22 protein-coding genes and 1 pseudogene are annotated in these 26965 nt (G+C 39.5%); 4 read left to right on the forward strand and 19 right to left on the reverse strand.

The genetic code is table 11. The annotated features are described in order from the left end of the window. Window positions 1-126 precede the first annotated feature (126 nt). From RMA94_RS14465 to RMA94_RS14475, 3 genes and pseudogenes are all read right to left on the reverse strand, one after another. A complete protein-coding gene (locus RMA94_RS14465) occupies window positions 127-1194 on the reverse strand; it encodes a saccharopine dehydrogenase NADP-binding domain-containing protein (RefSeq protein WP_311083586.1) in 1068 nt (355 codons plus the stop codon). Between the two features lie 15 nt (window positions 1195-1209). Further along, a pseudogene (locus tag RMA94_RS14470) lies at window positions 1210-2448 on the reverse strand (NADH:flavin oxidoreductase/NADH oxidase family protein). Between the two features lie 159 nt (window positions 2449-2607). Next, window positions 2608-3438: an alpha/beta fold hydrolase gene (locus RMA94_RS14475; RefSeq protein ID WP_191900911.1), complete on the reverse strand. Its 831-nt coding sequence runs from the start codon at window positions 3436-3438 to the stop codon at window positions 2608-2610. Window positions 3439-3766: 328 nt separating this feature from the next. On the opposite strand from RMA94_RS14475, the gene RMA94_RS14480 reads away from it, so the two are divergent. Beyond that, the gene (locus tag RMA94_RS14480; RefSeq protein ID WP_151302491.1) at window positions 3767-4663 is read left to right on the forward strand and encodes an acetoacetate decarboxylase family protein; all 897 of its coding nucleotides are present in this window, start codon (window positions 3767-3769) and stop codon (window positions 4661-4663) included. A 129-nt stretch (window positions 4664-4792) separates the two neighbouring features. Here RMA94_RS14480 and RMA94_RS14485 read toward each other — a convergent pair whose 3' ends face one another. Genes RMA94_RS14485 through RMA94_RS14510 form a run of 6 tightly spaced genes read right to left on the reverse strand, consistent with a single transcriptional unit; the run spans window position 4793 to window position 11962 of the window. Continuing rightward, a complete protein-coding gene (locus RMA94_RS14485) occupies window positions 4793-5410 on the reverse strand; it encodes an NIPSNAP family protein (protein ID WP_192835626.1) in 618 nt (205 codons plus the stop codon). Then, the gene (locus tag RMA94_RS14490) at window positions 5407-7143 is read right to left on the reverse strand and encodes an FAD-dependent oxidoreductase (RefSeq protein WP_311083591.1); all 1737 of its coding nucleotides are present in this window, start codon (window positions 7141-7143) and stop codon (window positions 5407-5409) included. Before RMA94_RS14490 ends, RMA94_RS14485 begins: the two co-directional genes overlap by 4 nt. Window positions 7144-7155: 12 nt before the next feature. Next, window positions 7156-8931 carry an FAD-dependent oxidoreductase gene (locus tag RMA94_RS14495; protein WP_202724175.1) on the reverse strand — a complete coding sequence of 592 codons (1776 nt, stop codon included), beginning with the start codon at window positions 8929-8931 and terminating at the stop codon, window positions 7156-7158. Between the two features lie 5 nt (window positions 8932-8936). Continuing rightward, window positions 8937-9764, reverse strand: a complete 828-nt coding sequence (locus RMA94_RS14500; RefSeq protein ID WP_151302489.1) for a sugar phosphate isomerase/epimerase — start codon at window positions 9762-9764, stop codon at window positions 8937-8939. After that, window positions 9754-10569 carry a shikimate dehydrogenase gene (locus RMA94_RS14505; RefSeq protein WP_151302488.1) on the reverse strand — a complete coding sequence of 272 codons (816 nt, stop codon included), beginning with the start codon at window positions 10567-10569 and terminating at the stop codon, window positions 9754-9756. The genes RMA94_RS14500 and RMA94_RS14505 overlap by 11 nt, the downstream gene beginning before the upstream one ends. A 37-nt stretch (window positions 10570-10606) precedes the next feature. Further along, window positions 10607-11962, reverse strand: coding sequence for an MFS transporter (locus RMA94_RS14510; protein ID WP_202724176.1), 1356 nt, complete (start codon window positions 11960-11962; stop codon window positions 10607-10609). A gap of 209 nt (window positions 11963-12171) precedes the next feature. Between RMA94_RS14510 and RMA94_RS14515 the strand changes: the two genes are divergently transcribed. Then, complete coding sequence (locus RMA94_RS14515; RefSeq protein WP_151302487.1) at window positions 12172-12942, forward strand: IclR family transcriptional regulator; 771 nt, start codon at window positions 12172-12174, stop codon at window positions 12940-12942. An 88-nt stretch (window positions 12943-13030) separates the two neighbouring features. On the opposite strand, the gene RMA94_RS14520 is transcribed toward RMA94_RS14515, so the two are convergent. Beyond that, window positions 13031-14239, reverse strand: coding sequence for an MFS transporter (locus RMA94_RS14520; protein WP_311083595.1), 1209 nt, complete (start codon window positions 14237-14239; stop codon window positions 13031-13033). 101 nt (window positions 14240-14340) lie between these two features. Between RMA94_RS14520 and RMA94_RS14525 the strand changes: the two genes are divergently transcribed. Beyond that, entirely contained in the window at window positions 14341-14958 is a 618-nt protein-coding gene (locus RMA94_RS14525; protein ID WP_005305827.1) for a TetR/AcrR family transcriptional regulator, read from the forward strand. Window positions 14959-14996: 38 nt separating this feature from the next. Here the strand turns inward: RMA94_RS14525 and RMA94_RS14530 are convergent, their stop codons facing one another. The 5 genes from RMA94_RS14530 to RMA94_RS14550 all read right to left on the reverse strand — a co-directional run bounded on the left by RMA94_RS14530 (window position 14997) and on the right by RMA94_RS14550 (window position 21208). Beyond that, complete coding sequence (locus RMA94_RS14530) at window positions 14997-16331, reverse strand: carbohydrate porin (RefSeq protein WP_404976538.1); 1335 nt, start codon at window positions 16329-16331, stop codon at window positions 14997-14999. 211 nt (window positions 16332-16542) lie between these two features. Then, window positions 16543-17895, reverse strand: coding sequence for an aromatic acid/H+ symport family MFS transporter (locus tag RMA94_RS14535; protein WP_311083600.1), 1353 nt, complete (start codon window positions 17893-17895; stop codon window positions 16543-16545). 87 nt (window positions 17896-17982) lie between these two features. Beyond that, window positions 17983-18315 (reverse strand): NIPSNAP family protein, encoded by a 333-nt coding sequence (locus RMA94_RS14540; protein ID WP_311083601.1) that lies wholly within the window; start codon window positions 18313-18315, stop codon window positions 17983-17985. Beyond that, entirely contained in the window at window positions 18305-20089 is a 1785-nt protein-coding gene (locus tag RMA94_RS14545) for an FAD-dependent oxidoreductase (RefSeq protein ID WP_311083603.1), read from the reverse strand. Before RMA94_RS14545 ends, RMA94_RS14540 begins: the two co-directional genes overlap by 11 nt. 312 nt (window positions 20090-20401) lie before the next feature. Further along, entirely contained in the window at window positions 20402-21208 is an 807-nt protein-coding gene (locus RMA94_RS14550; protein ID WP_005305842.1) for an IclR family transcriptional regulator C-terminal domain-containing protein, read from the reverse strand. Window positions 21209-21398: 190 nt separating this feature from the next. On the opposite strand from RMA94_RS14550, the gene RMA94_RS14555 reads away from it, so the two are divergent. Further along, a complete protein-coding gene (locus RMA94_RS14555) occupies window positions 21399-22139 on the forward strand; it encodes a glucose 1-dehydrogenase (protein WP_311083604.1) in 741 nt (246 codons plus the stop codon). Window positions 22140-22509: 370 nt separating this feature from the next. Here RMA94_RS14555 and RMA94_RS14560 read toward each other — a convergent pair whose 3' ends face one another. Genes RMA94_RS14560 through RMA94_RS14575 form a run of 4 tightly spaced genes read right to left on the reverse strand, consistent with a single transcriptional unit; the run spans window position 22510 to window position 26627 of the window. Continuing rightward, window positions 22510-23979 (reverse strand): amidohydrolase family protein, encoded by a 1470-nt coding sequence (locus RMA94_RS14560; protein WP_206222876.1) that lies wholly within the window; start codon window positions 23977-23979, stop codon window positions 22510-22512. Beyond that, on the reverse strand, window positions 23976-24770 hold the full coding sequence (locus tag RMA94_RS14565) for an ABC transporter permease (RefSeq protein WP_206222875.1): 795 nt from the start codon (window positions 24768-24770) through the stop codon (window positions 23976-23978). The genes RMA94_RS14560 and RMA94_RS14565 overlap by 4 nt, the downstream gene beginning before the upstream one ends. Then, window positions 24763-25584 (reverse strand): ABC transporter ATP-binding protein, encoded by an 822-nt coding sequence (locus RMA94_RS14570; RefSeq protein ID WP_044103375.1) that lies wholly within the window; start codon window positions 25582-25584, stop codon window positions 24763-24765. The genes RMA94_RS14565 and RMA94_RS14570 overlap by 8 nt, the downstream gene beginning before the upstream one ends. A 50-nt stretch (window positions 25585-25634) precedes the next feature. Next, window positions 25635-26627 carry an ABC transporter substrate-binding protein gene (locus RMA94_RS14575; protein WP_019767751.1) on the reverse strand — a complete coding sequence of 331 codons (993 nt, stop codon included), beginning with the start codon at window positions 26625-26627 and terminating at the stop codon, window positions 25635-25637. Between the last annotated feature and the right edge of the window lie 338 nt (window positions 26628-26965).

Consider the following 26965-nt stretch of genomic DNA (forward strand, 5'->3'; position numbering starts at 1 on the left):
TTTTGTTTTCTGTTTTTCTTTTTATCCATATTAAGCCGTATTTACTTGAAATATTTAAAAATAACCCGAACAAGAATGACTCCTTGTTCGGGACGATCTATAAACATGCTGTTTTAATAAAAGCTTTTAATTAATGACCAGCGGACCAGAACCCGGCAGCTCGGTCACTAATTTATAGCCCATCAGCTTTGCTGGCGTATATGTACCGCCTTTCACGGTATTTTTGAGTAAATAATTCAGCACAGTCAGTGAACCATTTACGGTAAGGCTATACGCATTTTCCGTTTGGATGCGGGCAGTTTTGATTTCCCCACGCGTATTTCTTGCCTCACCCCAAACATAGGTAGGTACTTTCGCGCGAAGTTCCTCGTTTGGTCCCACAACCGTTTTTTCAATACGCGACTTAATAAACTTCTGCACAGCATTAATTTTTAATACTGGGCGTAAATAGTTCATCATTTTCGCACCAAAAATCATTTTAGGGAATGCAGGTACAAACACTTCAATGTTTGGAATACCTGTTGTATAGAATGCAGTAGATACGTCTCCCCACGGAACACTCATGGCACTTTTTTTACCGTCACCAAAATCAATGGTCCGAACATAATGTGCTAATGGAACGGTGGTAATTTTTCCGTTTTTACGAATTTTCCCGCCTTCGGCCATGCCTTCTGTACTTGTTTTAGCAGTACCCGGTGAAAACCCTGTTCTAGAGTCAAAACCAAGTGCTAAATGGGTCGCATCTGGCAATGCTTCTTTCAGTGCCGCGGCAACACAATCTGTCGGAATCACATCGAAACCAACACCCGGACAAAGCACAATATCGGCTTTTTCAGCTTGGCTGTTAAGTGACTGTGCCAATTCAAATACAGCGATTTCACCCGTAATATCTAAATAGTGAGCGCCTGCTTTAATACACGCTTCCATCATGGGTTTTGATGTTGCTGAAAATGGCCCTGCACAGTGCATGACCAGTTTAAAACCTTGGACTTGCTCACTGACCGCATCTACGTTATCAAGCCCAAAAGCTTTATAATCGAGCCCCAACTCTTGAGCTAATGTTTCAACCTTAGCTTTGTTACGACCAGCCAAAGTTGGTTTTAGACCTTGGCGTACAGCTTCACGAGCGATTAACTCGCCCGTGTAGCCATTTGCTCCATAAATTATCCAGTTTGAATCGTTAGGATTTGTCATAACACAACTCACTTATTAAGAAGCAAATGTATAGTCACGCATGCTTTTTTTGTATTGGCGGGTACGGCATGACATCGCTGATTGTTGCAAAATTAAAGCCCAAGCTGGTGAAACATTTGGTTTTGTTTTTTTACCAGCGCTTAAATTACGTAACTGGAATTTCACCACTGCCATATTGGCAAGAGAAGCGAATGTTTTATTTTCCCAGGTAATTGGCTTGAGTTCAGGTGAAACATTTTTGCCTTGTTTCCAAGCATTTGGCAAGTTAGGTTCAATGGCTAAAGCTGTGGCAATACCGACCATATCTACACCACTTTCAACTACTTGCTCTGCTACTTGTTTACGGCGTATGCCACCTGTCACCATAACAGGCATTTTGGCAACTTTACGAATTTCTTGTGCAAATTCTAAAAAGTAGGCTTCACGAGCGAGTGTTCGGCCATCACGCGCTTGACCTTGCATTGCAGGTGCTTCATAGCTACCGCCTGAAAGTTCAACTAAATCGACTGCATGCTCATTTAGCATTTTAACCACTTGTTGAGCATCCTCTGCACTAAACCCACCGCGTTGAAAATCGGCTGAATTTAGTTTTACTGCAACAGTAAACTGAGGCGAAACCACTTTACGAACTGCTTCCACAATTTCAATTAAAATGCGAGCGCGGTTTTCTAAAGAACCACCCCACTGATCTTGGCGTTTATTGCTCAGTGGAGAAAGAAACTGGCTTAATAAATAACCATGCGCTGCATGAATTTCTACACCAGTAAACCCTGCTTTTTCACCTAACCGCGCCGTGTTTGCAAAACGCTGAATCACCTATGCAATCATAGATTCAGTCATTTCAATCGGCGTATTAAAGCGATTTGACATTTTGCCAAGATCAAGTGAAATAGCCGATGGTGCCCAAGTCTGCTGACCAAGGTTCGCTTGCATTTGACGCCCCGGATGGTTAATTTGAAGCCAAATCTGAGCGCCTTTTGAACGACCAATTTGTGCCCATTTTTTAAAAGTATCCAGATGCTTTTCATCTTCAAGCACTACACCGCCCGGTCCAGTCATCGCTCGGCGGTCTACCATCACATTTCCAGTAATGATTAGACCGACACCACCATTTGCCCAAGCTTGATATAAACGCATTAATTCTTCTGATGGTGCATGGTTTAAATCGGCCATGTTTTCTTCCATTGCTGCTTTAGCAATACGGTTCGGAACATATGAGCCATTTGGGAATACTAATTTTTCGAACACTTTCATTGGAATGACCTCATTCAGTATGGCTTTACTTTAAGATTAAAGCTAACTTTAATGTCAATACCTTTTAGCATTTTTATATTTATTACTTTCAATTTCATTTACTTATAAATTAAAAAGAGGCACTTAACAGGCCTCTTTTTTAAAGTTTAAAGCTTTAAATTATTCACGAATAAACGCCAACAAGTCAGCATTAATCACTTCATGGTTTACAGTTAACATGCCGTGCGAAAAACCTGGGTAGATTTTGAGTTGGCTATTTGGGAGTAACTCAGCAGATTTCACACCAGAAGTTTTATAAGGCACAATCTGGTCGTCATCGCCATGCAACACCAAAACAGGAATGGTGATTTTCTTTAAATCTTCGGTGAAGTCAGTTTGTGAGAACGCCACAATACCATCGTAATGTGCTTTTGCACTGCCCGTCATACCCTGACGCCACCAGTTAGCAATGATACCTTCAGATGGCTTCGCATCTGGTCGGTTAAAACCATAGAACGGGCCAGATGGAAGGTCTCGGAAAAATTGCGCACGGTTGGTGAGAACTTGATTTTGCAGGTCATCAAAGACTTCTTTTGGTAAACCTTCAGGATTATTTTCAGTTTTAACCATTAGGGGTGGAACTGCACTGACAAGAACAGCTTTTGCAACGTTTTCTTGACCATGACGAGCAATATAGTGAGCAACTTCACCGCCACCTGTAGAGTGGCCAATATGAATTGCATTTTTAATATTCAGATGTTTAACCACTTCTGCCACATCATCTGCGTAGTGGTCCATATCGTGACCATCCCACACCTGACTTGAACGTCCATGGCCACGGCGGTCATGAGCAACTACACGAAAACCTTCTTTAAGGAAAAAAAGTAACTGTGTGTCCCAATCATCTGAACTTAAAGGCCAACCATGATGAAAAAATAAAACTTGGGCATCGCGTGGTCCCCAATCTTTATAGAAAATTTCTACGCCATCTTTTGTGGTTACATATCCCATCTTTGTTCTCCTGGTGAAAAACTGCTTGTTGATTCGTTATAAAGATTTGAATATTTATACTAAGCTTAAAGTTAACTTTAAGGTCAACTATCTTAATCATCTTTTAAAAATAAAATTTATATGAAGACGCTCATCAAGTTTGTATCTTTTTAAACTTTAATTGTTTTTATTTTATTTCTTTTAAATGTCAAAGATTTGACATGTCAAAATTAAAGCCTTGACTTTAAAGTTAGCTTTAAACTTATAGTGACCACATTGGCTATTAATTAATACGTCTTGTTAAAGACAACGGTAGCTACTCGGTCAATTAATGTAAAGGTGAACTCCAATGAATATAAAACAACAATTTACTGAGGTTGAATTCGGGCAACAAAAAGTCAAAGTACCGAAAGGTGGTTATTATGACCGCTTTAGAATGAATCCTGACCTAGATGAAGTGGCTCAAGATCCAGCTGCTGGCAATATTAGCTTTTTCCGTCATATTCCTAAAAAAATTGTGGAATCGAGAGTAGGTCCTGTTTGGGCACCCAACTTTTATTATCGTAGTGCAAATGTTCAATTGTTAATGCTTGCTCCGATTAAGCAAATTAAAGCAAAACTTCCCGCTGCTTTAACGCCATTACAACCATTTCCGGGCTATGGTTTGGTCGCCGTCACATTCTTTACCTATTCAGTTTGTGACAATGCCCCTTATAACGAAGTGTCGATTGCGATTGTTGTCCGTAAGCCTAATGCTCGTGGGCCACACATCGCAGAGTTAATGAAATCGATGCATCAACGTCATTTTTATGCACATGTTTTAGCTTTGCCAGTTGATACTGAAATCGCCAGAGTGCGTGGTGTATATGGTTACCAACTACCAAAATGGTTAACTAAAATTGATGTCGAGATTAACTCAAAAGAAGTGCAAGCCAATATTTTTGATGTTAATGGAAAATTAGATTTAAGTTTAAAAACTGCTGTTCCTACTTTAAAAAGTGTCGATTCTGAAACACATATTAATAAAGCAACTATGCTACATGTAGTCGATGGAAAATGGCACCAGACAGAGGTTCAGTCCAACATTCTTTCTTTTGCGCAAAAGCTTTTTCCAAAGAAAGTACAACTAGTGAAAAATGAAGGCCCTTTAACTAAGTTGCTAAATGAACTTGGCGCTTCAAAAATTTTACGCTTAGATGTTATTGAGGATGCTCAGGTGGTGCTTAATTTGCCAGTTAAAATTTAGTAATGCTTTATTCAATAAGATTTGAGTAGTTAAACTAGATATATAAACCTATTTCTTGCTTGTATTTTCTATATTTAAAAGCCTACTAAGTAAATAGTAGGCTAGTTTTCAATACATTATTACCAAATTTTATTTCAGTGGCGATATTGAAGTTGGTAATGCAATCATTGACTTCATTTCATGAGTTAACCACTGTGGACCACCTTTTGGTGGCCAAATGCCATCTGCCACAGATTTGGCACGAACTTCCGAACGCTCATTCAATGACGCATATGGCCAAATACTTACAATACGAGGTGTGCCATCAAGAGCATACATCGCTATTGTTAATTTTGAGTATTGAGTGCGAGTCGGCACTGCATTTTTCCATGCTTCAAGGACATGAGGGACACCACCATTTTTCAACTCATAAGTACGGATTTCATATACAGGACCAAATTCACCCACCTCAACTTCTGGTAAGAAGTCAAAACCAGCAAAATTTTCTACTGAATATCTAATAATATTTTCAGATGCACCAAACAAGTTTTCTTGTGCTGCTAAACGCGCATTTTCATCATCTAATTCTTGTTGTGAAGCATAGCTGCGTAATACAACAACTTGGTTGAGCTCGCCTATATCAGAGAAAAATACTCCAAGTAACTTACCCTTAGCTGTCTCAGCTTGGTAAAAACTTTGAACACCTGCTGCAACAGTCGCAGTTGTACCCATTTTGATAGTGATGTTAATCAATTGATAAAGCTTCATGCGGTTCTCCGTGGTTGTGTCATTTGTGTAGGTTGTTCAGTCACTTGTTTATTTAGTTTTCCTGCGGCAAATTGAGCAATTCGCCAAGCAAATACCATCCCTGGCCCTAGTGTTGTTCCTGGGCCTGGATATGTTCCTTTAAAAATTGAAGATAGGTCATTACCGCAGGCAAATAGTCCAGTAATCACCTGATTATTCTGATCAAGCACTCGACCATAAATATCGCCAGCTAATCCACCACTACTCGCACAGTCCATTGGAATGACAGGTAAAGCGTAAAAGGGACCTTGCTCAAGTTTGCCCAAGCATGGATTAGGTTTGACTTCAGGATCTCCATTAAAACGATTCATCACACCACTGCCTTTACCAAAGTCTGTGTCTACACCCTGTTCAACGAGTTGATTAAAACGTTGAACTGTATTCACCAATCCTTGAGCGTTAATCCCAACCTTTTGGGCAAGCTCTTCTAGTGAATTTGCAGAGAATAAATATTTTGCTTTGAGGTAGTAATCGAGTTTTTTTGCGCCTGGCAAAACAAAACCTAACCCATATTTTTGAATCGCAGTTTGGTCGCAAATCAGGTAAGACTGAATTTTTGGTTTACCTTGATTTGTTTTAAGCTGAGCCATACAAAAGTCGTGGTACGAATCTGATTCATTGACAAAGCGTTTGCCATCATCATTGACAGCTATCACGCCTGGTTTGGCCCGGTCTAAAATAATGTGCGGCCAAATAGCTTTATAACCGTTGGCATGAACATGGATGGAGCATGGGAAATACAGCACACTGCTATCCACAGATGGGTCAAGTTTTGCACCTTTTTCCATAGCTTTACTAAGCCCATCGCCCGTGTTTGAGTAAGGTGAAAGTGAGTCTGCGATTAAACCTTTTGGGAACAATTGTTGGCGTAACTTTATATTCCATCCCACACCACCAGTAGCTAAAACTACACCCTTTCTGGTACGAACGACTTTTACGCCTTGTTCGGTTTCAATTTTGGCTCCCACCACTTTGCCTTTTTCGATCAGTAACTCTTGCAGTGGTGCATTGAACCAAACAGGAACATGTTTTTGTTTAAGGTTATAAAATAAGCTACCTACCAAAGCATTACCCATAACAAGCCGTGTACCCCGATTAAAGCGTATACGTGACAGAAAATAAGGCACCACAACTTTTAAGGTAGTCATAAAGTTCTGAAAGCTTTGTATAGGATTTAACAATGCATTTAATTCAGTACGATTGACCATCATGCCGCCTAAACCCATAAATTCCGCTCGTGGAGGACGTACATATTTAAAGTCAGCACCTAAAACACTTGCATCAAATTCAGCAGGCGCAAGTGCACGACCACCAAATGCTTCACCTGGTTGGTTTTTCACATAATCGGGGTGTGCTAAACAAGCATTAAGCTTAACTGTAGTTTTCTCATCTAAATCACGAACCATATCCGCACATGAAGCTAGAAATGCTTCACGAAGTTCTTCACCACCACGTTCACCAACGACAGATTTAAGAAAAATTCGAGCTTGCTCAATATCATCAGGAACACCTGCTTGAACACTTAAATGTGAGCCTGGTGCCCAAATGGTTCCACCTGATGTTGCTGAAGTGCCACCTACTTGTGAAGCCTTTTCGCAAAGTAAGACATCTAATCCATTAAGCTTGGCAAAAAGTGCTGCGGACATGCCTGCTGCCCCACCGCCAATAACCAATAAATCAACTTCTTTATCCATGTTCAATTCTCCTTAATCTTGCTTATGTGGCGTGAACGCTACTATTTCAGTTCTAGCTTGTTCAGCAATTTTTTTTGCAGCAAGATAACCAAATGTCATGGCTGGACCTAAGGTAATTCCACCACTTGGATATTGACCACCCATGATGCTATTGAGATCATTTCCAGCCGCAAATAATCCATTAATCGGTTGCCCTGCTTTATTTAGAACTTGGGCATATTCATCTGTAACTAGTCCTGCAAATGTCCCTAAACTTCCTGGCACCACTTCAACTGCATAAAATGGTCCATTTTCAATCGGGGCAATACATGGGTTCGGATGATGATCGGCATCACCCTGTGCTTTTTGATAAGGAGTAGTTCCACGTTGAAACTCGGGGTCTTGGCCTAAATAGGCATATTCGTTGTACTGCTCAACTGTTTTTAAAAACTGAACTGGATCTATGCCGCACGCCACAGCCAGCTCTTGAATAGTGTGTCCTTGTTTTAAGTAACCGTTGTCTAGCCAAGGCTTTAGAGAAATTGGAAAAGGTTTAACAGCACCTAAGCCGTAACGGCGGATGAACTTGTGATCGCAAACTAACCAGCAATGTGCTTGTTTGCCTTGCGGTGTATGTTTGAATAAATCTTTAATAAATGCAGGATAGGAATCACCTTCATTGGTAAAACGGCATCCATTTTTTAAAACTGCAATTAATCCTGGTTTGCCTCGTTCAACCAAATGTGGAAAACGACCTAAAGTTCCATCTAAACGTGGAATTAATGAAACAGGTGCCCATGCACCAGACCAAGGCAAGGTTTGATCAACAGTTGCGCCAATTGCTTCCCCTGCATTTAAACCATCACCTATATTTGTTTCAGGAGCGGCTGAATGATGGGGAGTACCGTCACTCACATGTTTAAATAAAACCTGTTTACGTTTTTCATCATGCGGAAAACCACCAGTCGCTAATACCACGCCATGTTTTGCTATTATCTTGACGATACCAGCTGGTGTTTTAAATAATGCTCCAATCACTCGACCATTTTCTTCAACTAATTCAGTCATGGCATGATTTGCTAATAGTTTTACTTTGTAATCAAATGCAGATTTGAGTAAGCGAGCCACCAAAGCATTACCATTCACAATTTGAGTAGAGCGTTTCCTAAAAATCAGGTCAAGGAAATGACGTAATACGCGTTTGGTCGCATAGATAAAGGATGGAATTGCATTAAAAGTATTAATGAAATGCTTCATATCTGCGCCAGAAGCGATACCCATTCCCCAAAGCGTAGTTTCAGGAATTGGCGGACGTAGGATATTTAGTTTCTGACCAAGTAAACAGCCATCGTAAGGTGCTGCAACAATCGAACGCCACCCAACCCTAGCACCTTCAATATTGAAAAAGTCAGGTACTGCGGCACCAATATTAAACTTAACCTCAGTTTTGGCTTCGAAAAATTCCACCATTTTGGGTGCTTGAGTTAAATAAGTATGAATCTTTGCTTCATCATACTTTTCACCCAAAATATTTTTTAAATATAGCTTAGGTATCTCAATTGGTTCGGCTTTTCCTTCACGTACAGCATGAGGTGTATTAGGAATCCATAACCACCCTCCCGATACAGCAGTAGTTCCACCAAATACGGATGCTTTCTCTGCGACAATAACCTTTAATCCTTCATATGCTGCGGTCACGGCGCTTGAAAGCCCACCTGCACCTGAGCCAATGACCAAAACATCACATTCGTAGCATTCACGAATTGGCATCGGAATCATCTGAAATGGTTGTTGGGTTTTTGCGTTCATACTTATTACCCCGTAACCGTGCCCAATTGAGCGAGCGCAACGAGCTGCTTCATTGCTTGCAAATTAACTTCAGCGCGTTCGAGAGCAGGACGTTCAGCTAGTACTAAATTGGGGACTTCTGCAGCTAACATAATTTCTTTAGGTAAAGCACGAATTAACCCTACAAGATCAATTTCTCCTTGCCCTGGCACTAATCGATTAGAACGTGCAATCTTAATTAAGCCTTCGTCGCTCGGATCATATTCAGCAAAACCATCGCAAAGCTGAACATAGTTCAATTGCTTTGGATTAAGTGCTTTGATCTGCTCAAGTGTTGAATCTGATCGGTCAAAATGCAATGCATCAATTAAAATGGCCGCATTTTCTTGCCCTGATTGATTCACGATATATTCAGCCTGCGCCAAATTTTTCACATTGGTCCACGGCATGAACTCTAGGTCACAACTCAAGTCAAACTGTCTACTTAATTCACAAAATTGTGCGAAGTGATGAATTAGCCGTGATTGCTCAGGGTCATTTCCTGCAACTAAAATATGCCTAGCACCGAGCTGCTCAGCGGTACTTAAAAACTGCAAATATTTTCTTGATTCAAAATCTTGAGTAATTCGCACAATTTCAACATCAGCAATACGAACACCCGTGTCATTCAAAGCAGCCTTTGTTTCCTTAATTAGCTTGCTATCATTTAAAATTGGATAATCTACTTCATTAGGTGCTGCTGGCAGCAGGCGTAAGCCCACTGCTGCATAACCACACTTTGCTGCAATTTTGACTGCTTCTACAGGACTCACATCTGCAACTGTCAAAAATGAAAGTGAATATTCACGCGACATCTTGTTGCTCCTGCTCTTTCTCAAGTAAATAAGCAATCATTAGGTCACGAACCTCAATAAACATGTCCGTTCCTTTGACTGCGTTACATCCCAAAGTCGACGCATGCTGAATAAATGGCGTGTTTTCAGGACTAGTCACCACATCTGCAACCGACATTTGTGCAGTTATTTTTTCTAATTGAAAAGCTGCTGAAGGGTCACCATTCATTCCCATAGGTGTCGCATTGACCACAACGTCGAATCCTGTTGGATCATTGTTATGTGCAACAACTTTACCTTTACCTAGCTGTTGAAGTTGTTCAACTAGTTGTTTTTGACGCGTTTGATCTACATCAAAAATTGCTAACTCTGCTACCTCAGCAAGAAGTAATTCATAAGCAATCGCTTTACCTGCTCCACCAGCTCCCGCCAAAATGGCACGTTTATCTTTTAGCTCGATTAACTTATTTCGTATCGCTTGTACCATGCCTTTACCATCAAGCATGTCTCCTTCCCACCCTTCTTTACAGCGGCGAATCGTATTTACCGCCCCAATAAACTGTGCACGTGAAGTTAATTTTTGGCAGCAATTCAAAGCCGAAATTTTATGAGGCACCGTGACAATCAAGCCGTCACTATTATTTAAATACAAATTTTGCTGAACAAAATTTGGGAAGTGTTCTGGTGCTACATCAGCAGGTATAACAATCGCATTTAAATCCTTTTTAAGCAGCTCCATCGTTACACCCTCAGGTGATTTGACCTGTACAATCGGATGTCCGACCACAAAATAAAGACGAGTTGATCCATTCAATTGAATATCCATTATTCAATCTCCTTAAAAGTAGATGAGTTAGAAAATTTTAGATTTGAACTTTTTTAAGTTCGTGCTGACGTATCTTTGTTGGCGAATAAACCAGTTTCATAATGATTAACGCTGCGACCATGCCGGCGGTTGGTAAGCAAAGCACAAGGAAAATTTTGCTCGTTGCCCATCCCAGGCTTAAAAAATATGCTCCGGCAAATGCGCTACCCACTGCTCCTAATCGACCTATCCCATGCATCCAACTGTTGCCGGTCGCGCGAGCAAAAACTGGGTAAAATGAACTGGAAACACTGTTAAGACCTGCATTCGCACCATTCATCCACATACCGATGAAGAAACACATCATGCTATACATTACAAAGTTATGACCCACTGCACCTAGAAAGAACATGAAGCCAATCGCTAAAAGATATGCAATCACTAATCCAAGGTGTGGATTCAACTTGTCCATCAAATAACCGCATGCGATACAACCTACTGGGCCCCCTAACTGATAAATCGCAGTGATAATTGAAGCTTCGCTAATGCTGAAACCAAATTCATGGCTCATCATTGGTAACCAACTTCCAAGTAAATACACCACAAACAAACCAGATGCATAGCTCCACCAGAGCAAAAAGCTGCCTAAGAAATAAAAAGGACTCAGGACTGCTTTTACTGGATTATCAACCGTATTAGTTTTTGCTTTAGGTAAAACAAATACAGTGTTAACCGTATCAAACTCTGGCGCCATTTTATGGATAATGGCATCAATCTCTGCTTTTGGATGTTCCTTCAGGACTTTATAACCAATAGATTCAGGTAATTTAAATACTGCGATAACGGCTAGAACAAGTGGTAGGACTCCACCAATAATCATCATGGCATGCCAGTTAAAATGTGGAATCACCCAAGCAGCCAAAAAACCTCCAATAGCAGCACCAATTGTGAATCCACTTAGAATGATGGTAACCATACGGCCATTCATTCTCATAGGAGAGTAATCCGTTACCAACGTAACAGCTTGCGGCATTACCCCTCCCATAAATAAACCAGCAATAAAACGGAACATCATCAGTTCTGTCACATTGCTAGAAACTGCTGCACATAAAGTAAATACACCAAACCCCATTAAGTTAATAATGAGTAGTTTTTTACGTCCAAACTTGTCTGCCAAAGGTCCTGAAATCACTGCACCTACAGCTAAACCAATTAAAGCTGCACTCATTACGGGTGCAAGATCAGTTGTAGTAATTCCCCATTGCTGCTTAATGACGGGAGCCACAAATCCCATGATTGATATGTCGATACCATCAACAACGACAATCATTAAACATAAAAAGATGACTAGTTTTTGTATTGGGGATATAGGATTTTCATCAATAAACTCCCTTAAATTTACCTGTTGAGTCATACACTTACTCCATTAGTGTGTATAAGCAAATATGCGTTTTCCATCGCTTATTCAGTTTTGCTCCCTACTTATTCTCAAAAGCTCAATAATTAGGAAACTCCTTATCTGAATGATTCATCTGTACGGCATTTGAGATAGAATCTAAAACAACTATAATCTGTTTTTAATTTTTTTGGAACACTGTTCCAGAAAATAATATTAGGATTTTTATGCTCAGCAATACCGATCGTTCTTTGCTCATCCTCGAAGCACTATTAAAAGAAGTGGATGGATGTGCACTTAGTCAGCTTTCTGTTGATCTTGATATCCCAAAGTCTGCAATGCATCGCATTCTGACTGCGATGAAAGACATGGGATATATCTATCAAGATGAAATCACGCAGCACTACAAGCTCACTCTTAAAATTGCCTCAATGGGTTTGAGTTTTCTATCATCGCGCTCGATTACCGAAACATTTCAACCCTATCTTGATGAATTGGCAGAAACCTCTTCTGAACTGGTTCGCCTCGGTTTAATCGAAGACGAAAAAATTATCTGGATTGGTAAGGCTCAAGGAGCCAAATCAGGTCTAAAATATGATCCTGACTCAGGCAACGTGGCCTATTTACCAGCTTCAGCTTGTGGTTTAGCCTATTTATCTACCCTTGACCAAAATGACTTTTCACGAATTGTGGAACGTGAAGGTTTCGATAAAGCCAAGAACTTTGGACCAAACTCACCAAAAGACCTTACAGAACTAGAGCAAATGATTAATGCTTCTAGAGAGCGAGGTTATGGTGTGATTAGTGACACCTATGAGCTAGGCATGTCTGCTATGGCTAAAATCATTCTCAATCCACAGACAGGTGAGCCTTTTGGCACAGTCAGTATTGCAGGGCCTTCTGTACGTTTAAGTCCTAAACGTATTGAAGAGTTAGCACCAGCACTCATGGCAACTTCTGAAAAAATTGCATCCATCATCAATTTAATCCATATCTAATTTTTAGCCTCTAAGGCAATCAAAATCATATTTCGATTGCCTAAACTCCCTTTAAAACATTTTTCAAGCTCCAAAAACTGAGCAATCATTATTTATGACAAGCTAATATAGGCCCTACCTTAAATTTAAGTTGATGCATCAACCAAACGATAGTCACCATTAATAATGCTGCAATCAGCCCTAATGTGATGCCCACCCCAAAATATTCAATAAAATAACTGGAAAGGATGACAGGCCAGATCGTACCTTGATAAGCAATAAACAAATAACTAGAAAAGATCAGCGGATTTTTTTCACGATCCATCATATTGCCGATAAAGTGATATACAGCACTTAAGGTAAAACCATGTCCCATACCCGTCAGTAAAATACTGATCAATAAAAACCAAACGATGTGTTCGATTTCTGCCATTACCAAACTAATGGTTCCAAGCAATAAAGCGAATAGCCCGGCATACAACACATGCAATTCTTTAAACGATTTACAAAATAATTGACTCAGTACTGACACAAATAAAATGATTGAAATTGATACACCTGTTAAGGTGGCTGACGATTTAATCAGTAATTCTTTAATAAAAGTCCCAGCTAAAGCTGCATATAAGCTGAAGGCTCCGAAACTACAAAGTGCAGCCACACTACAGACCCAGAAAACTTTACGTGAAGCTACCTGCGGCAATGCTAAACCTTGTAACTTTAATAACTCATTTAACTGATATTTTTTCTCAATTTTAAATCTGGGTTTGACCCAAAACACACTGATAAATATTAGAAGTGAAAAAGAGATAATAATCCAATAAGGATCAGCCAAAGGTCGCACGGTATGGTCAGCCAATACACCACCGACCAAAGGCCCCAAACCAAAACCCAAGACAGTAATTATAGAAGTAAGCTTTTCAACTAATGCCTTATTACGAAACGGATATTGGTCTTTGAGTCCCACCATTGCAGCGGTGGTAATAAGTCCTGAAGCAATTCCGATCAGAAACCTCGAAAAGCCCAGTAACCAAACAGAACTTGCCAATGCAGACAACATTAAACCTAAAATGGTTAAAGCCAGACTGACCAAAATCACATTTTTATAGTGATAAATTGCATTGATTTTATTTAAAAACAGAAGTGAAAAAACTACGCCTAACATATAGGAAATAAAGATATAGCCTATTTGAGACGTTGAAACTCCCCACTCTTGTTCATAGATTGCATATAGAGGACTTGCTAGAGCGGTGCTTAAAGCAGCAAGACACAGCGCAAAGCTAATAATGCAATATTGAACACTGGACTTTGGTGTCTGCATAATTCAACCAAAAGTGACTTTTAAGTCGATTTTAATTCAAATATGACCCGCAGGTCAATTTATGTTAAAATAATCTTGTTAACAATGAAATCTAGTTCAACATGACGAAATCTAAAACACGCGGCCCTAGTCTAGAAAAGACGCAAGAAACTAAAAAGAAAATTATTGACTCTGCTCTACAACATTTTATTGAAGTGGGTTTTGCAAGAGCAAAAATTTCAGATATTGCTAAACATGCTGAATTAGGCAAAGGTACAATTTATTCTTATTTTGAAACTAAAGATCAGTTATTTGAAGCAGTAATTGATGCTCTTATCAACGATTCATTTCGCCCTATTCGCGCTTCTGAAATCACTCAAAATGAAACTGTTTACGAGTTTATTTGTAAAAAGATTATTCCCAGTGTTTTAACGCTTGAAACGACTGGTCGTGCGGATATGGCACTCTTAATTTTACGTGAAGGAAATAATTTTCCGCATATTCGTCAAACTTACGTAAATAAGATTTTTTTACCTATTCAGTATGAGCTTGAGCAATTAACCAGTTTAGCGATTCAACGTGGAGAATTATCAGCCACTATTTCCCCACAGCAATTTGCATTGCTTATTGTGAGCCCTATGTGGATGGGTATGATTCACAATGGCATCCTAAATCCAAATGAAGTTTTATCACTTGAAACGCTTTTCCAAGAAAATCTAAAAATCTTGTTTGGAAAATAAAAAGGCAAACCTCTGTTTGCCTTTTTACTCATACATATTTAAAAATTAAGTTTCATGGTCATACCGGCTACCCAAGCATCATCCACTTGTTTTAGACCACCAGCTTGATGCACATATTGAATATTTGGTCGTAAAGCAATACTAGGTGACCATTGAAAGTTATAGTTCAATTCAATATTCAATTCGTCATGCTGAATCGGTGTATATTTCGGATTCGCATAGTCAGCTTCGGTTAATCCCAGCAATTGATTAGATGCATTTTGGCGTTCTCGGACACGATCATTCACATCAAAACGTGCCAGACCTAAACCAATAGTATCATTTGGTCGATGCTCGAATATGCCCTTATACCAAAGTGCTAATTGCTGTGTGCTTTCAACAACAGTTGTAGATTTATCATTAAAAGTAAAGTTTGCTGAAATAAATAAACCATGCTTAGGGTCGTCCGCAGGCGCAAAAACCTGTTGTTGCGCATTAAGCCAAACACTATGCTTATTGTTTTGCCATTTCCGATCTGCTGCATTTGGCTCAATATTACCTTTTTCATCTGTACTAACATTACGTGCATCTGCCATTGACAAAAATGCACCGACTTTATATTCACCACTTAAGCCATCGAAAAATGCTAGATTGGGTTTCCAAGATAGTTCCACAGGAATTAAAATACCTTTACGTTGATCCATATCCAAATTAAAACCATGTTGCTCTAAAGCATTTTCAGGATTGACCTCATAAATCCCTGTTCCAAACCAGAGCGATGGTAAAAATTGATATTTGGCGTTAATTCCCCATTGGCTTACAGGACTATTGAACCAAATATCTCCTACTGTTTTACCTAACTGACCTCCACATAACATTAAGTTTTGAAACTCACAATGTGATGCATTAAAATCATCTGAAAGTCCCATACGACCTATCTTAATTTGTAGATCATTATTCAAAAAACCTTTTTTAATCCATGCACTGGTTAAGCGCCACCATTGTCCACGTCCGTAAATCTCTTGAGCACTACTAAATTGCGGCGCCCTAGGATCACTAATCCGATCAGTAGAAAGCGGTTGTCCATCTCGTTTCGTTATGCTCAACTGGGCTTGAGTATCTTTCCAACCTGAGATTTTTTCTAAATCTAGACGTGTACCAAATGTCCATTGGTTTGCATTAAATAGTCGTGGTGAATCGTCATATCCCCCACTCAAATTAACAGCACTTTCATTTTGAAAAGCGGCAGTAAATTGATAACCCTGCTGTTCGAGTTGAGCCCGTTTTCCGTTCCAATCGCCCAATATCCATTTTTGATCCTGAGCTAAAGGATCGAAGGCGAATACCGCACTACTTGCTAATGTAAAAGTTGAAATCATCGCAAGCGAAGTCATAGAAAATTTCATTAATGCTGTTCCTTAGCACATTGTTTATTATGAACATAAAACCTTGAATTATTTCAGCTGAATCAACTGCTATACATTTTTTAAGTGTATTTATCCCTACCTGACCAGCATGCTGATCAAGCTAATTCAAAGCCATAGAAAATATTTAAGAAGCAAAGATAGATTTAAAAATAGTTAATCAACTTGCTTTATTACGGATTTAACTCAACTGTGTTTTGGTTTGCACAATAGATTGTTTCGTTTTAATACCTTGAATTAAAACAGCAAAACCAGAAAGTACAGCAGGAATCATTAACAATGAGAACATCATAGAAAATGGTATACCTGAACTGATCATCGCAGCTCCAGCAAATGCACTTAATATTGCACCAAAGCGCCCAATACCATTCATCCAGCTTGCTCCGGTTGCGCGAGCAGAAGTCGGATAATATCCAGTCGCTAAAGCACTTAAACCAACAGCCCCACCATTAAAAGTAAAACCAAGAATCCATGCAAAAATACACATAAGCACCATATCATGACCAAAATGCCCTAAGCCAAAGGTTGCAAGTGCACCAATCAACATGGCAATAAAAAGAACCAAACGTGGACGATAATGATCCATACACCAACCAAGAGTGATACTTCCAACAGGACCACCAATTTGAAAGAACGAGGTCACAATGGCAGCTTGAGAAATCGTAAATTGATTCGATTTAATTAAGGTTGGTAACCAGCTACTGCATAGATAGATTAAAAATAATGCCATAAAATAACTGATCCAGAGCATAATCGTGCCATAGCGATATTTACTAGATAAAATTAGACCTAGACCAGATTTCTCGGTTTTTACTTCATTCAGATAAATTTCTTGATTTAAAAAAGAAGATTGTGGAAATAAGCGTTTTAAAATCGCTTTGATTTTGTCTTGGGAGTACGATTGTTTGACTAGATAGGTAATTGATTCAGGCATTTTCAAATATAAAAATGGTACCAAAATCAAAGGTAGTACACCGCCTAATATCAACATACTACGCCAGCCAAACTCTGGAATCAGCCATGCTGCTAAAAAACCACCTGCTGCAGCGCCTAGAGAAAAACCACAGTAGGCAACAGTAACTGAAAATGAACGGCGATGATCTGCTGCATATTCTGAAACTAAAGTCGCTGCATTGGGAGCAGCAGCACCTGCACCTAATCCAGTAAGAAAGCGATAAATTAAGAGATGTGTGATATCAGTTGAAAATGCTGTTAGCAAAGTAAAAATACCAAAGCCAAGTACGCTTAAAATTAGCACTGGTTTTCGGCCAAATTTATCTGATAAAGGCCCAGAAACTAATGCACCTATTGCTAATCCAACCAAGGCTGCACTTAAAACTGGTGCTAACTCTTGTGCACTAATGCCCCACTCCTGAATAATCTGAGGAGCAATTAAACCCATAACCACGACATCGAGACCATCTAGGGCAATAATAGCAAAGCAAAAAAATAGAATGAGCTTTTGTAAACCACCCATCTTATTTTCATTTAATATGCTTTTTACATCTTTCCTTTGTATTTGACTTGTGCTCATGAGTTTCTCCTTTTAAAAGCACGAAGTTTCCCTCGGTGTTTTTCTCAAAACACCGTTCCTTAAGGGAATTTTTAAATAAACTGCTGTTTAAGGCTTAATTAATGAAGCCAAATTCACTGGCCTTAAAATTTGATTCACCTGTGACGTCACTAAACCTTCAGATGCTTTCAAATAAACCTGGAAGTCAGGATCTGTATCTCGGGCAAAACTACGCTTTTCATAGTCATCCAGACTGTAATAACCCCACAAATGTACGACCTGATTTAACGTACCGATATTACTAATATAAAAACCAAGTGGCTCGCCCAAGTGCTTTTTCAAAATAGGCATCGCCAGCTGATCGAATACCTCAAGAAATCTAGGCATGCATCGTGGTGTAATATTGTAAATACGGTGATCAACAATCGGTTTATGAAACATGAAAAGTCTCCTTAACAGATTGAGAGTTGGCAGATTTAGAATTTTTAGATGATATAAAACCATTCCCTCCTTTAGCTAAATCAGCAATATGTGATCCTGTGATATAACCAAAAGTCATGATTGGCCCTAAAGTAATTCCTGCACCTGGATAGTTTCCACCCATAATACTCGCACGGTCATTACCAACTGCGTATAAACCTTGAATGGGTTGGTGAAACTGATTTAAAACTTCACCAGTAACGGCTGTTCTGATTCCATCAAATGTTCCTAAGTCACCCATAAACACCTTCACAGCATAAAATGGACCTTGCTCAATTGGTGCTACACATGGATTTGGTTTGTGATCTGGATCAGCCAAATATCGGTTAAACGAAGTAGAACCACGGTGGAATTCTGGATCCTGGCCTTTCACAGCCCCTTCGTTATAACGCTGTACTGTTTTAGCCAACTGCTCAGCATTAACTCCCATCTGCTGTGCCAGTTCTTTTAAACTATTACCTTTAAAGAGATAGCCTTTTTTAATTAAAGATGAAATTGGCATTGGGGCGGGTTTGGCATAACCTAAACCGTATTTGCTAATCGTTTTATGATCGCAGATCAACCACATGGCTGTTTCATCGAACTCCTCACACGCCCTAAATAAATCTGCACCAACATCATGATAAGAGTTTGATTCATTGGTAAAACGTTTACCGTTTTTAAGCACACCAATAATTCCAGGCTTATAACGGTCTAATAAATGTGGGAACACGCCGTAGCCATCTGTATAAGGGACTTTTGACACAGGCATCCATGCAGCAGAATCCGCATATTGAATATCCACTACACCACCAACCGATTCTGCAAGGCGACAACCATCTCCTGTATTAGTCTTTGGCACAGGTGAGATATGTTCACCACCACGTTTCAGGTGTGCATAAACTTGTTTGAGTCGTTCAATATCATGTGAAAAACCGCCACATGCCAGCACGACTCCGTTTTTAGATTTAATCTGGCAGTGCTGATCTGGTTGTTGAACTTGTACGCCAACAACTTTGTCATTTTCAAAATTTAACTGCTTAACTTCAGCTTCTGTATAGATTGGAATATCTAAATCAAATGCAGATTTAGCCAAACGTGCAGCCAAAGCATTACCGCTTGTGACATTGGTACCACGACCATAGACAGCCAGTTCTTTTAAATGAATAGCTAATCGCTTTGCCACATAGATAAATGAAGTAAACGATTTAGTGGCATTAAAAAAGTGCTTTAAATCTGCATTAGATGAATTAAACATCATGCCAATAAAGGTAATGGTTTTAAGAGGTGGACGTAGGCGCTTCATATTCTCGCCCAAACCACGAATATCATAGGGTGCAGCTAGTACAGAGCGACCAATATCAACCCCACCCGGAGCATCCGGATGATAGTCTGGATAAAGTGTCGGGATAAATTTGACTGAGGTATTTTGCTCAAAAAACTGGAGCATTTCAGGTGCATAATCCAGAAATGCGTTTACAGCCTCAGCATTAAAAAATTCTTTGGTTTCATGCTTTAAATAGGTCAATGCTGCTTCACGGCTATCTTGTATACCATTTTGTTTTGCATGTTGATTCCCTGGAACCCATAGTACTCCACCAGAAAAAGCTGTTGTACCTCCGAACACATCGTCTTTTTCAAGGACAATAACATTTAAGCCTTTTTTCTTAGCAGTAATCGCAGTCGACAAACCGCCTGCACCTGCACCCACCACAACCAAATCGCATTCAAGCTGTTGAGGTAATTTGGTATTCATTGTTGTCACTCCTTGCGACAGATCCATGCGTTCACTTGCCTGAAATAGCTAGCTACACCATCCTGATAGTGTTGTATCGAACGCTTTTCTTTTTATTAAACTACGGGGCTATCACAGTTCCGACTAGACTACTTTCTTTTAAATTGAACGATGATCGCGCAAACACATCTTATATCGTTCACTGTTTATAAAATCATCTCTTCCAACGGTTATATAAGACAAATTAAATAGTCTTAAAATATTGATAAAATTATTTTAAATATAAAAAAAACGCCCGATGAGGACGTTTGATTGAAACTACAGAAAAATAAACTAAATCATGTCTCGAATTTCTTTGGCAGCCTCTCTTAGTAATGGCAAAACCGTATTAATCAGATAGGTATCATTTACTTTAGAAATCGGAGCAACAGCATTTAATCCCGCAATAATATCACCAGTCTGATTAATAATCGGTATCGCAATTGCTGTTACGCCCAGTTCATATTCTTCAGCGGAAATACAATAACCATTGTCCTTAATGGTCTGTAATGCAGCTAGAAAACTGGCTTCTTCTGTGTATGTATATGCAGTAAATCGTTTAAGTCCATATAACTTAATCCAGTTTTTCTGCTCTTCTAAAGATTTATGCGCTAATAAAACTTTACCCGTAGATGAAGCATGAGCAGGAATTCGGTTACCTAGATGAATACCAAAAGGACTTACTCGGAAATGATCATTTTGCGGGACACTTCTAGCAATCGGAACAACCTCATAATTATCTTGAACCACCACTGAGAAAACTAATGTCGTTTTTTCAGATAAATGATTTAAGACAGACTGCGATATTTTTGGCAAATGTGCTGTACTTAAAAAAGCCCCTGAAAACTTAAGTACCTTATGTGTTAACCAGTAATAATATTCATCAGTTTCAAGATAGCCTAAAAACTTGAGTGTCTTTAGATATCTACGTGCTGCTGTACGAGTAATATTAGTTCGCTCTGCGACCTGAGTAACATTTAAACGCTGTCGATCTGTGCCAAATGCTTCGAGAATATTGAGACCCTTTGCTAAACCTGCAATATAGTCATCGTATTTAATCGTCTCTTCTGAGAGCGGATGTTGAATAATCTGATCCCTCATCATTTTCCCTTTTCTAAATTCCCTGTCCGATATTCGCTCAGTATGTCTGAATATCGTCTTCATTCCCAGATTGTATCTAGAGCTCGTTTGGCTAAATACGTATTTTAAGTCTTACAGGAGAACTTCAATATTTAAGCATCTATTTCACAAACAGAGCTTAGATCAAAACTTAGGATTTAGGAAATGTATTATGTCTAGACTACAAAATAAAGTCTGTATTATCACAGGTGCGGCCTCTGGTATGGGTGAGTCGGAAGCAATTACTTTTGCACAACAAGGAGCAAAATTAATTATTGCCGATATGAATTTAGAACAGGCTAACCAAGTTGCCGAGAAGATCATCAACGCAGATGGAGAAGCCTTTGCTTTTCAAGTTGATGTCACTCAATTTGATCAGCTCAAGCAATTAGTTGAATTTACTTTAGAGAAGTTTGGACGAATTGATGTACTACTGAATAATGCAGGTATTTTCGACAAATATACCAATAGCTTAGATACGACCGAAGAACTTTGGGACACTATGTTTGCCATAAATGTAAAAGCCGTATTCAATTTAAGTAATTTGGTTTTACCAAAAATGATTGAACAGGGTTCTGGTGCAATTATCAATATTGCATCTATTGCGGGTCTAGTTGCTCAAATGGGAGGCGCTTCTTATACAGCCTCAAAACATGCTGTAATTGGTTATACAAAACATCTAGCAGCAGTGTATGCCAAACATGGCATCAAAATTAATGCTATTTGCCCAGGTACTATTCGTACACCAATGACGGCCAAAATGCTAGAAAACCGTCCGACTGATAAAATTCCATTGGACCGTTTTGGAGAAGCGTCTGAAGTTGCCGAGTTAGCTATTTTTCTAGCTTCCGATGAAGCCCGTTTTATGAATGGCTCATGTATTACAATTGATGGCGGATACACTATTATTTAATAAGATGTTTTTACTAATCTAATAGAGATACCTATTAGATTAGTTTAAAAACAATTGCAAATTCTTTTAGTCGATTTTCATCTTTATTTACTTTTAAAAAACTATTTATACAGCTTTTAGTACTCTAGATAAGTTTACTAAAAATTATAAAAAGACAAATATTTCATCTCTTCTGACCTTATTTATATATAAGAACTACGCTAGAGAATTCTCCGCTTAGATGTTATTGAGGATGCTCAGGTGGTATTAAACCTACCGATTAAACTTATTTGATATTTGGCGGTATGATTACCGCCTTCGTTTTAGCTAATATTTATCAAATTAAATAAACTTAAAGCTATCAATATCATAGTCTAATCAGATAACTCGGTTAGGCTATTTTCGCCATTTCGACACTACGCTGCTGCAACAGTTTCACCGATTGCTTCGCTTGCCAAGCTAATTCCATCATATCAACATCAGGAATTTGATCATTTTCCACCACCATTTTTCCAGCCACAAACATGGCTTTAATATGTGCTCTCCCACCACTTGCCACAGGGCCAATCGCCATATCATGTAAGCCGAAATAACGCGGATCATCCAATTGATAAGCCACTAAATCTGCCTGTTGTCCAACCTCAATTGAACCAACTTGATCTAAACCTAAAATCTTAGCTCCACCTAAAGTTCCCCAACGAATGATATCCTCAATACTTGCAGCATCTGCTCCTCCTTCAAATAACCCACCCTCATATTGAGGTAGAGCCGACATGCCCTTTCTGGCCCGTTGTAACAGCCATGCAGCATGGGTTTCAGATAACATATCTGCGGCTTCATTCGAGCCCGCACCATCTACTCCAATCGAAATAGTCATACCCGCTTGTTCTAAACTGACAAGATCGGCAATACCACTACCTAAACGTGCATTACTCTGAGGGCAATGTGCAATCCCTGTTTGAGTTTGGCCCAACAGCTGTATTTCTTCAGGTAATAGCTTAACTAAGTGGGCAAACCAGACATCACTTCCAACCCAATCCTGCTCTGCGCAAAACTGTACAGGTGTCATGCCAAATTTGGTTCTAGCCGCATCCAGATAATCTACTGTTTCAGATAAATGGCTATGCATGCGGATACCCAATTGTCTGGCAATCTTGGCACTTTCTCTTAGTTGCTGTGCAGTGGTCGAATGCAAAGCTGTGGTGGGTGCCATCACAATTTTCCGAAATGCATCGGAACTCGGTTGATGATATCGCTGTACTAGGAGTTCTATATCCTCCATATAGTCTTCAAATTTCTCAGGACGTAATGCTTGCGGTAATTCGCTTTCTAAGCCACGCGTTAGAGTTGCGCCACCTCGGCATAACACAAAACGCATGCCTAACTTTTCAGCTTCATCAAATAAAATCGCAGCCCCATCGAACGGCATTTGTGGCCAGTAAAGATAATGATGATCGGCTACTGTTGCACAACCTGACCTTAATAATTCAATCAACCCAATGCGTACTGCCACCCGAAATGTGGCTTCATCGAATGCACCACGAAATCTATAGGGTGTACTGGCAAGCCAAGAGGTTAGGTTTTGATTTAAACCTTGCGGTTCTCCCTTCAATAAGGATTGAAATAAATGATGATGAGTATTTACCCAGGCTGGATAAATTACACAGTCTTTCGCATCGATAATTTGTTCATTCGATTGTGCGGTCAGTTGTCCCAATTCAATAATTTTACCGTCTTGAATACGGATATCAGTAAATGAAGAACGTGCTGCATCCCCCGATAACCCTGTCAAAATGGCATAAGCATTTTTGATTAAATAGCGATGATTTAAAGAACCATTATTTGAAAGATCAGGACTCATACTTGTTCACTCTCATGCCATTTACTTAAAAAGAAATGACTTAATAAAGACATCAGCACAAATAAACCCAAGCCTGTGCACGTGATAAGAAATAATGCTGCAAACATTAATGGTAAATCGAGCTGAAAACCTGCTTGCAAAATTTGGTAAGCCAAACCTGCACTAGTCCCACCTGCTCCAGCCACAAACTCCGAAACCACGGCGCCAATAAGTGCCAAACCAGAAGAAATACGCAACCCACCAAAGAAATAAGGCAAAGCATTCGGCACACGTAAGCGCATTAAAATTTGCCAACGACTGGCTTTATTGATCTGAAAAAGATTAAGTAAACCTTTGTTGACGCTACGTAAACCTAAAGTGGTGTTAGTCAATATTGGAAATACTGCAACTAACATGGCACAAACGACTAATGCTAATGTTGTATTTTGAATCCAGATAATCACCAGAGGGGCAATAGCGACAATTGGAGTCACCTGAAATAAAATGGCATAAGGCATAAAACAGGCTTCTACTACACGGCTTTGTACAAAGACGAAAGCGATCAAGGTGCCAATGACTACAGCACAGACAAAAGCCAATAAGGTAATTTTTAGTGTGATCAACAAGCTTCCAAATAACACACGGGACTCTTTAATCATTGCCATAACAATATCGCTGGGTTTTGGTACGACATAGACAGGTACTTCAAGCTGTTGAAAACTCAACTGCCAAACCAGTAGGAAAATCAGACCTAACCCTAGTGGAGCTGCAATACGTTGTACCTTTGGATGTTCCATTAATGGTTTAATCATGACCATGCCCTCCGCTTGCTTCAGCTAATACTTGGGATAGATGTGAACATTGTTGAATAAAGACTTCAGAACTACGGAAAGCTTCATCACGCACATAAGGGCCCTCAATTTCTAGATCGGCCACCACACGCCCTGGTCTCGCCCCCATCACAATGACCCTTGAAGATAAATACACTGCCTCATAGATGCTATGAGTGACAAAAACCACCGTTAAATCTCGCTCCGACCATAATTGACGAATATCACTGTCAAGTTTATGGCGAGTAAATTCATCTAAAGCTCCGAAGGGCTCATCCATTAACAGTAAATCTGGTTCAGTCACTAATGCACGAGCCAAAGAGGCACGCATTTGCATACCTCCCGAAAGTTCGCGTGGATAAGCCTGGCTAAAGTTTTCTAAACCAACGGCCTTTAACGCGGCTATAACTTTTGGTGTACTACTTGATTTCGAAATATGCTGTAAATCCAAAGGTAAACGTACATTTTCTGCAATATTAGCCCAAGGCATCAGGGTTGCTTCTTGAAAGACCATTGCCATTTTGCATTGTGATTGGATCTCGGCCTTGCCATTCCAACGCACTAGTCCTGCAGAAGGTTGCTCCAGATCGGCAAACATTTTCAGTAAAGTACTTTTCCCGCAACCTGACGGTCCAAGTAATGAAACAATCTCACCACGTGCAATATTTAAATCCAAACGTTGTAAAGCATTAGTACCATTTGGATAAGTCTTTTCTACCCCTCTGACCATAATCATTGGCGTAATAAAATTTGAAGATTCATGTATAGAAGTATCAATTGTTAATGCAGAATTCATATGGTTTCCCCTCCGCGCGAATACCTTTTTTCTTAACCCTATAACCCTGACTACTTGGCAGTTTTAACAAACTGTGTGGTATAAGCAGTTTTCCAGTTGGTTTGAGCTTTTAACAAACCAGCGTTCACCATAAAATCTCGTGTGGCTTTCCAACGCGCATCGGTCATGACCCCGATTCCTTGTGTTTTAGCATCTCCTCCATCAATCAGTTTGAGTTTGCGCATTTGACCTACTGCAAAGGCCAGCAGATCATCTTTCATATTTGGGTTTTCTTTTTTAATCAGACTATTCCCTAATCGAGGATCAGCTAAATAGTTTTTCCATCCTTCCATCGATGCCTGAACAAAACGACGCACAACATCTGGTTTGTTTTGAATCACATCATTGCGTGTAACTAAAATACCGCCATAAGCTGGATAGCCAGCATCAGCAAATAAAAAGAAATTACTTGAAGGCTCTGCTTTTTTTGCCTGAAAGACTTCAGAGGTTGCATAGGCTTGCTGTGCCACATTTTTGCCAGCTAAAAATGGCTGCATATTGAAGGTATAAGGGCGAGCCTGTGCTGCATTTAATTTATATTTCCCTTTTAACCATGGCCACCAGCTTGCTTGCCCACTGGTTGAAACAAGAATTGTTTTGCCTTTTAAGTCCGCCAAAGACTTTACATCGCCATGAGTTAATACACCTTGTGGGTCAAACTGAAATGGTGCCGCAACTGCTTTGATTGGAAAATTACTTTCAATACCCTTTAAGACCTGTAAATCATAATTAATTATAATGTCGGCACGTTTGGACAATAGTAAGGTCATATTATTGACCTGTGGCCCACCAATTTTAATATCGACATCGAGTCCGTATTTTTTATAAATCCCTTGTGCAAGTGCCTGATAATATCCACCTTGCTCGGCTTGTGCATACCACGTGGTTTGTAGAACAAGTTTATCGGCAGCATAACTGGTTGAACTGAAAATTGTTCCTAGCCCCAATAATGCACTCACAATAACAGTACGTCGCCCTTTGCTTACATAGTGCTGAATATTCATAAATAAGCCCCCTAAATCTGTATTGATTTATCTTGCTATTCTTTTTAGGGGGGCAATCAATGTATCAAATGCACATTTCTCTCAAAACCAAGATGGTTTTGTCCCCAAAAGAGGAACAGCAAACGCTGTAGAGCAATGTCCCGCATGTTTACCACACACTGACCGCTTATACTCAGGAATGATTTAGCAAGCTCTGTGCCAATTTTGATTTCATTTTGTTTTTCATAGTAATAATCTAATTTGGGCTTATTTTTAATCATGCCTAAATGAACAAACTACATTAATCCATTTGTTTTATATGCGGCTTAGTGGTGCATTAGGCCATCATTCATGCACTT

The sequence above is a fragment of the Acinetobacter sp. V115_6 genome, from assembly GCF_031799025.1.
Classification (GTDB): Bacteria; Pseudomonadota; Gammaproteobacteria; order Pseudomonadales; family Moraxellaceae; genus Acinetobacter; species Acinetobacter pittii.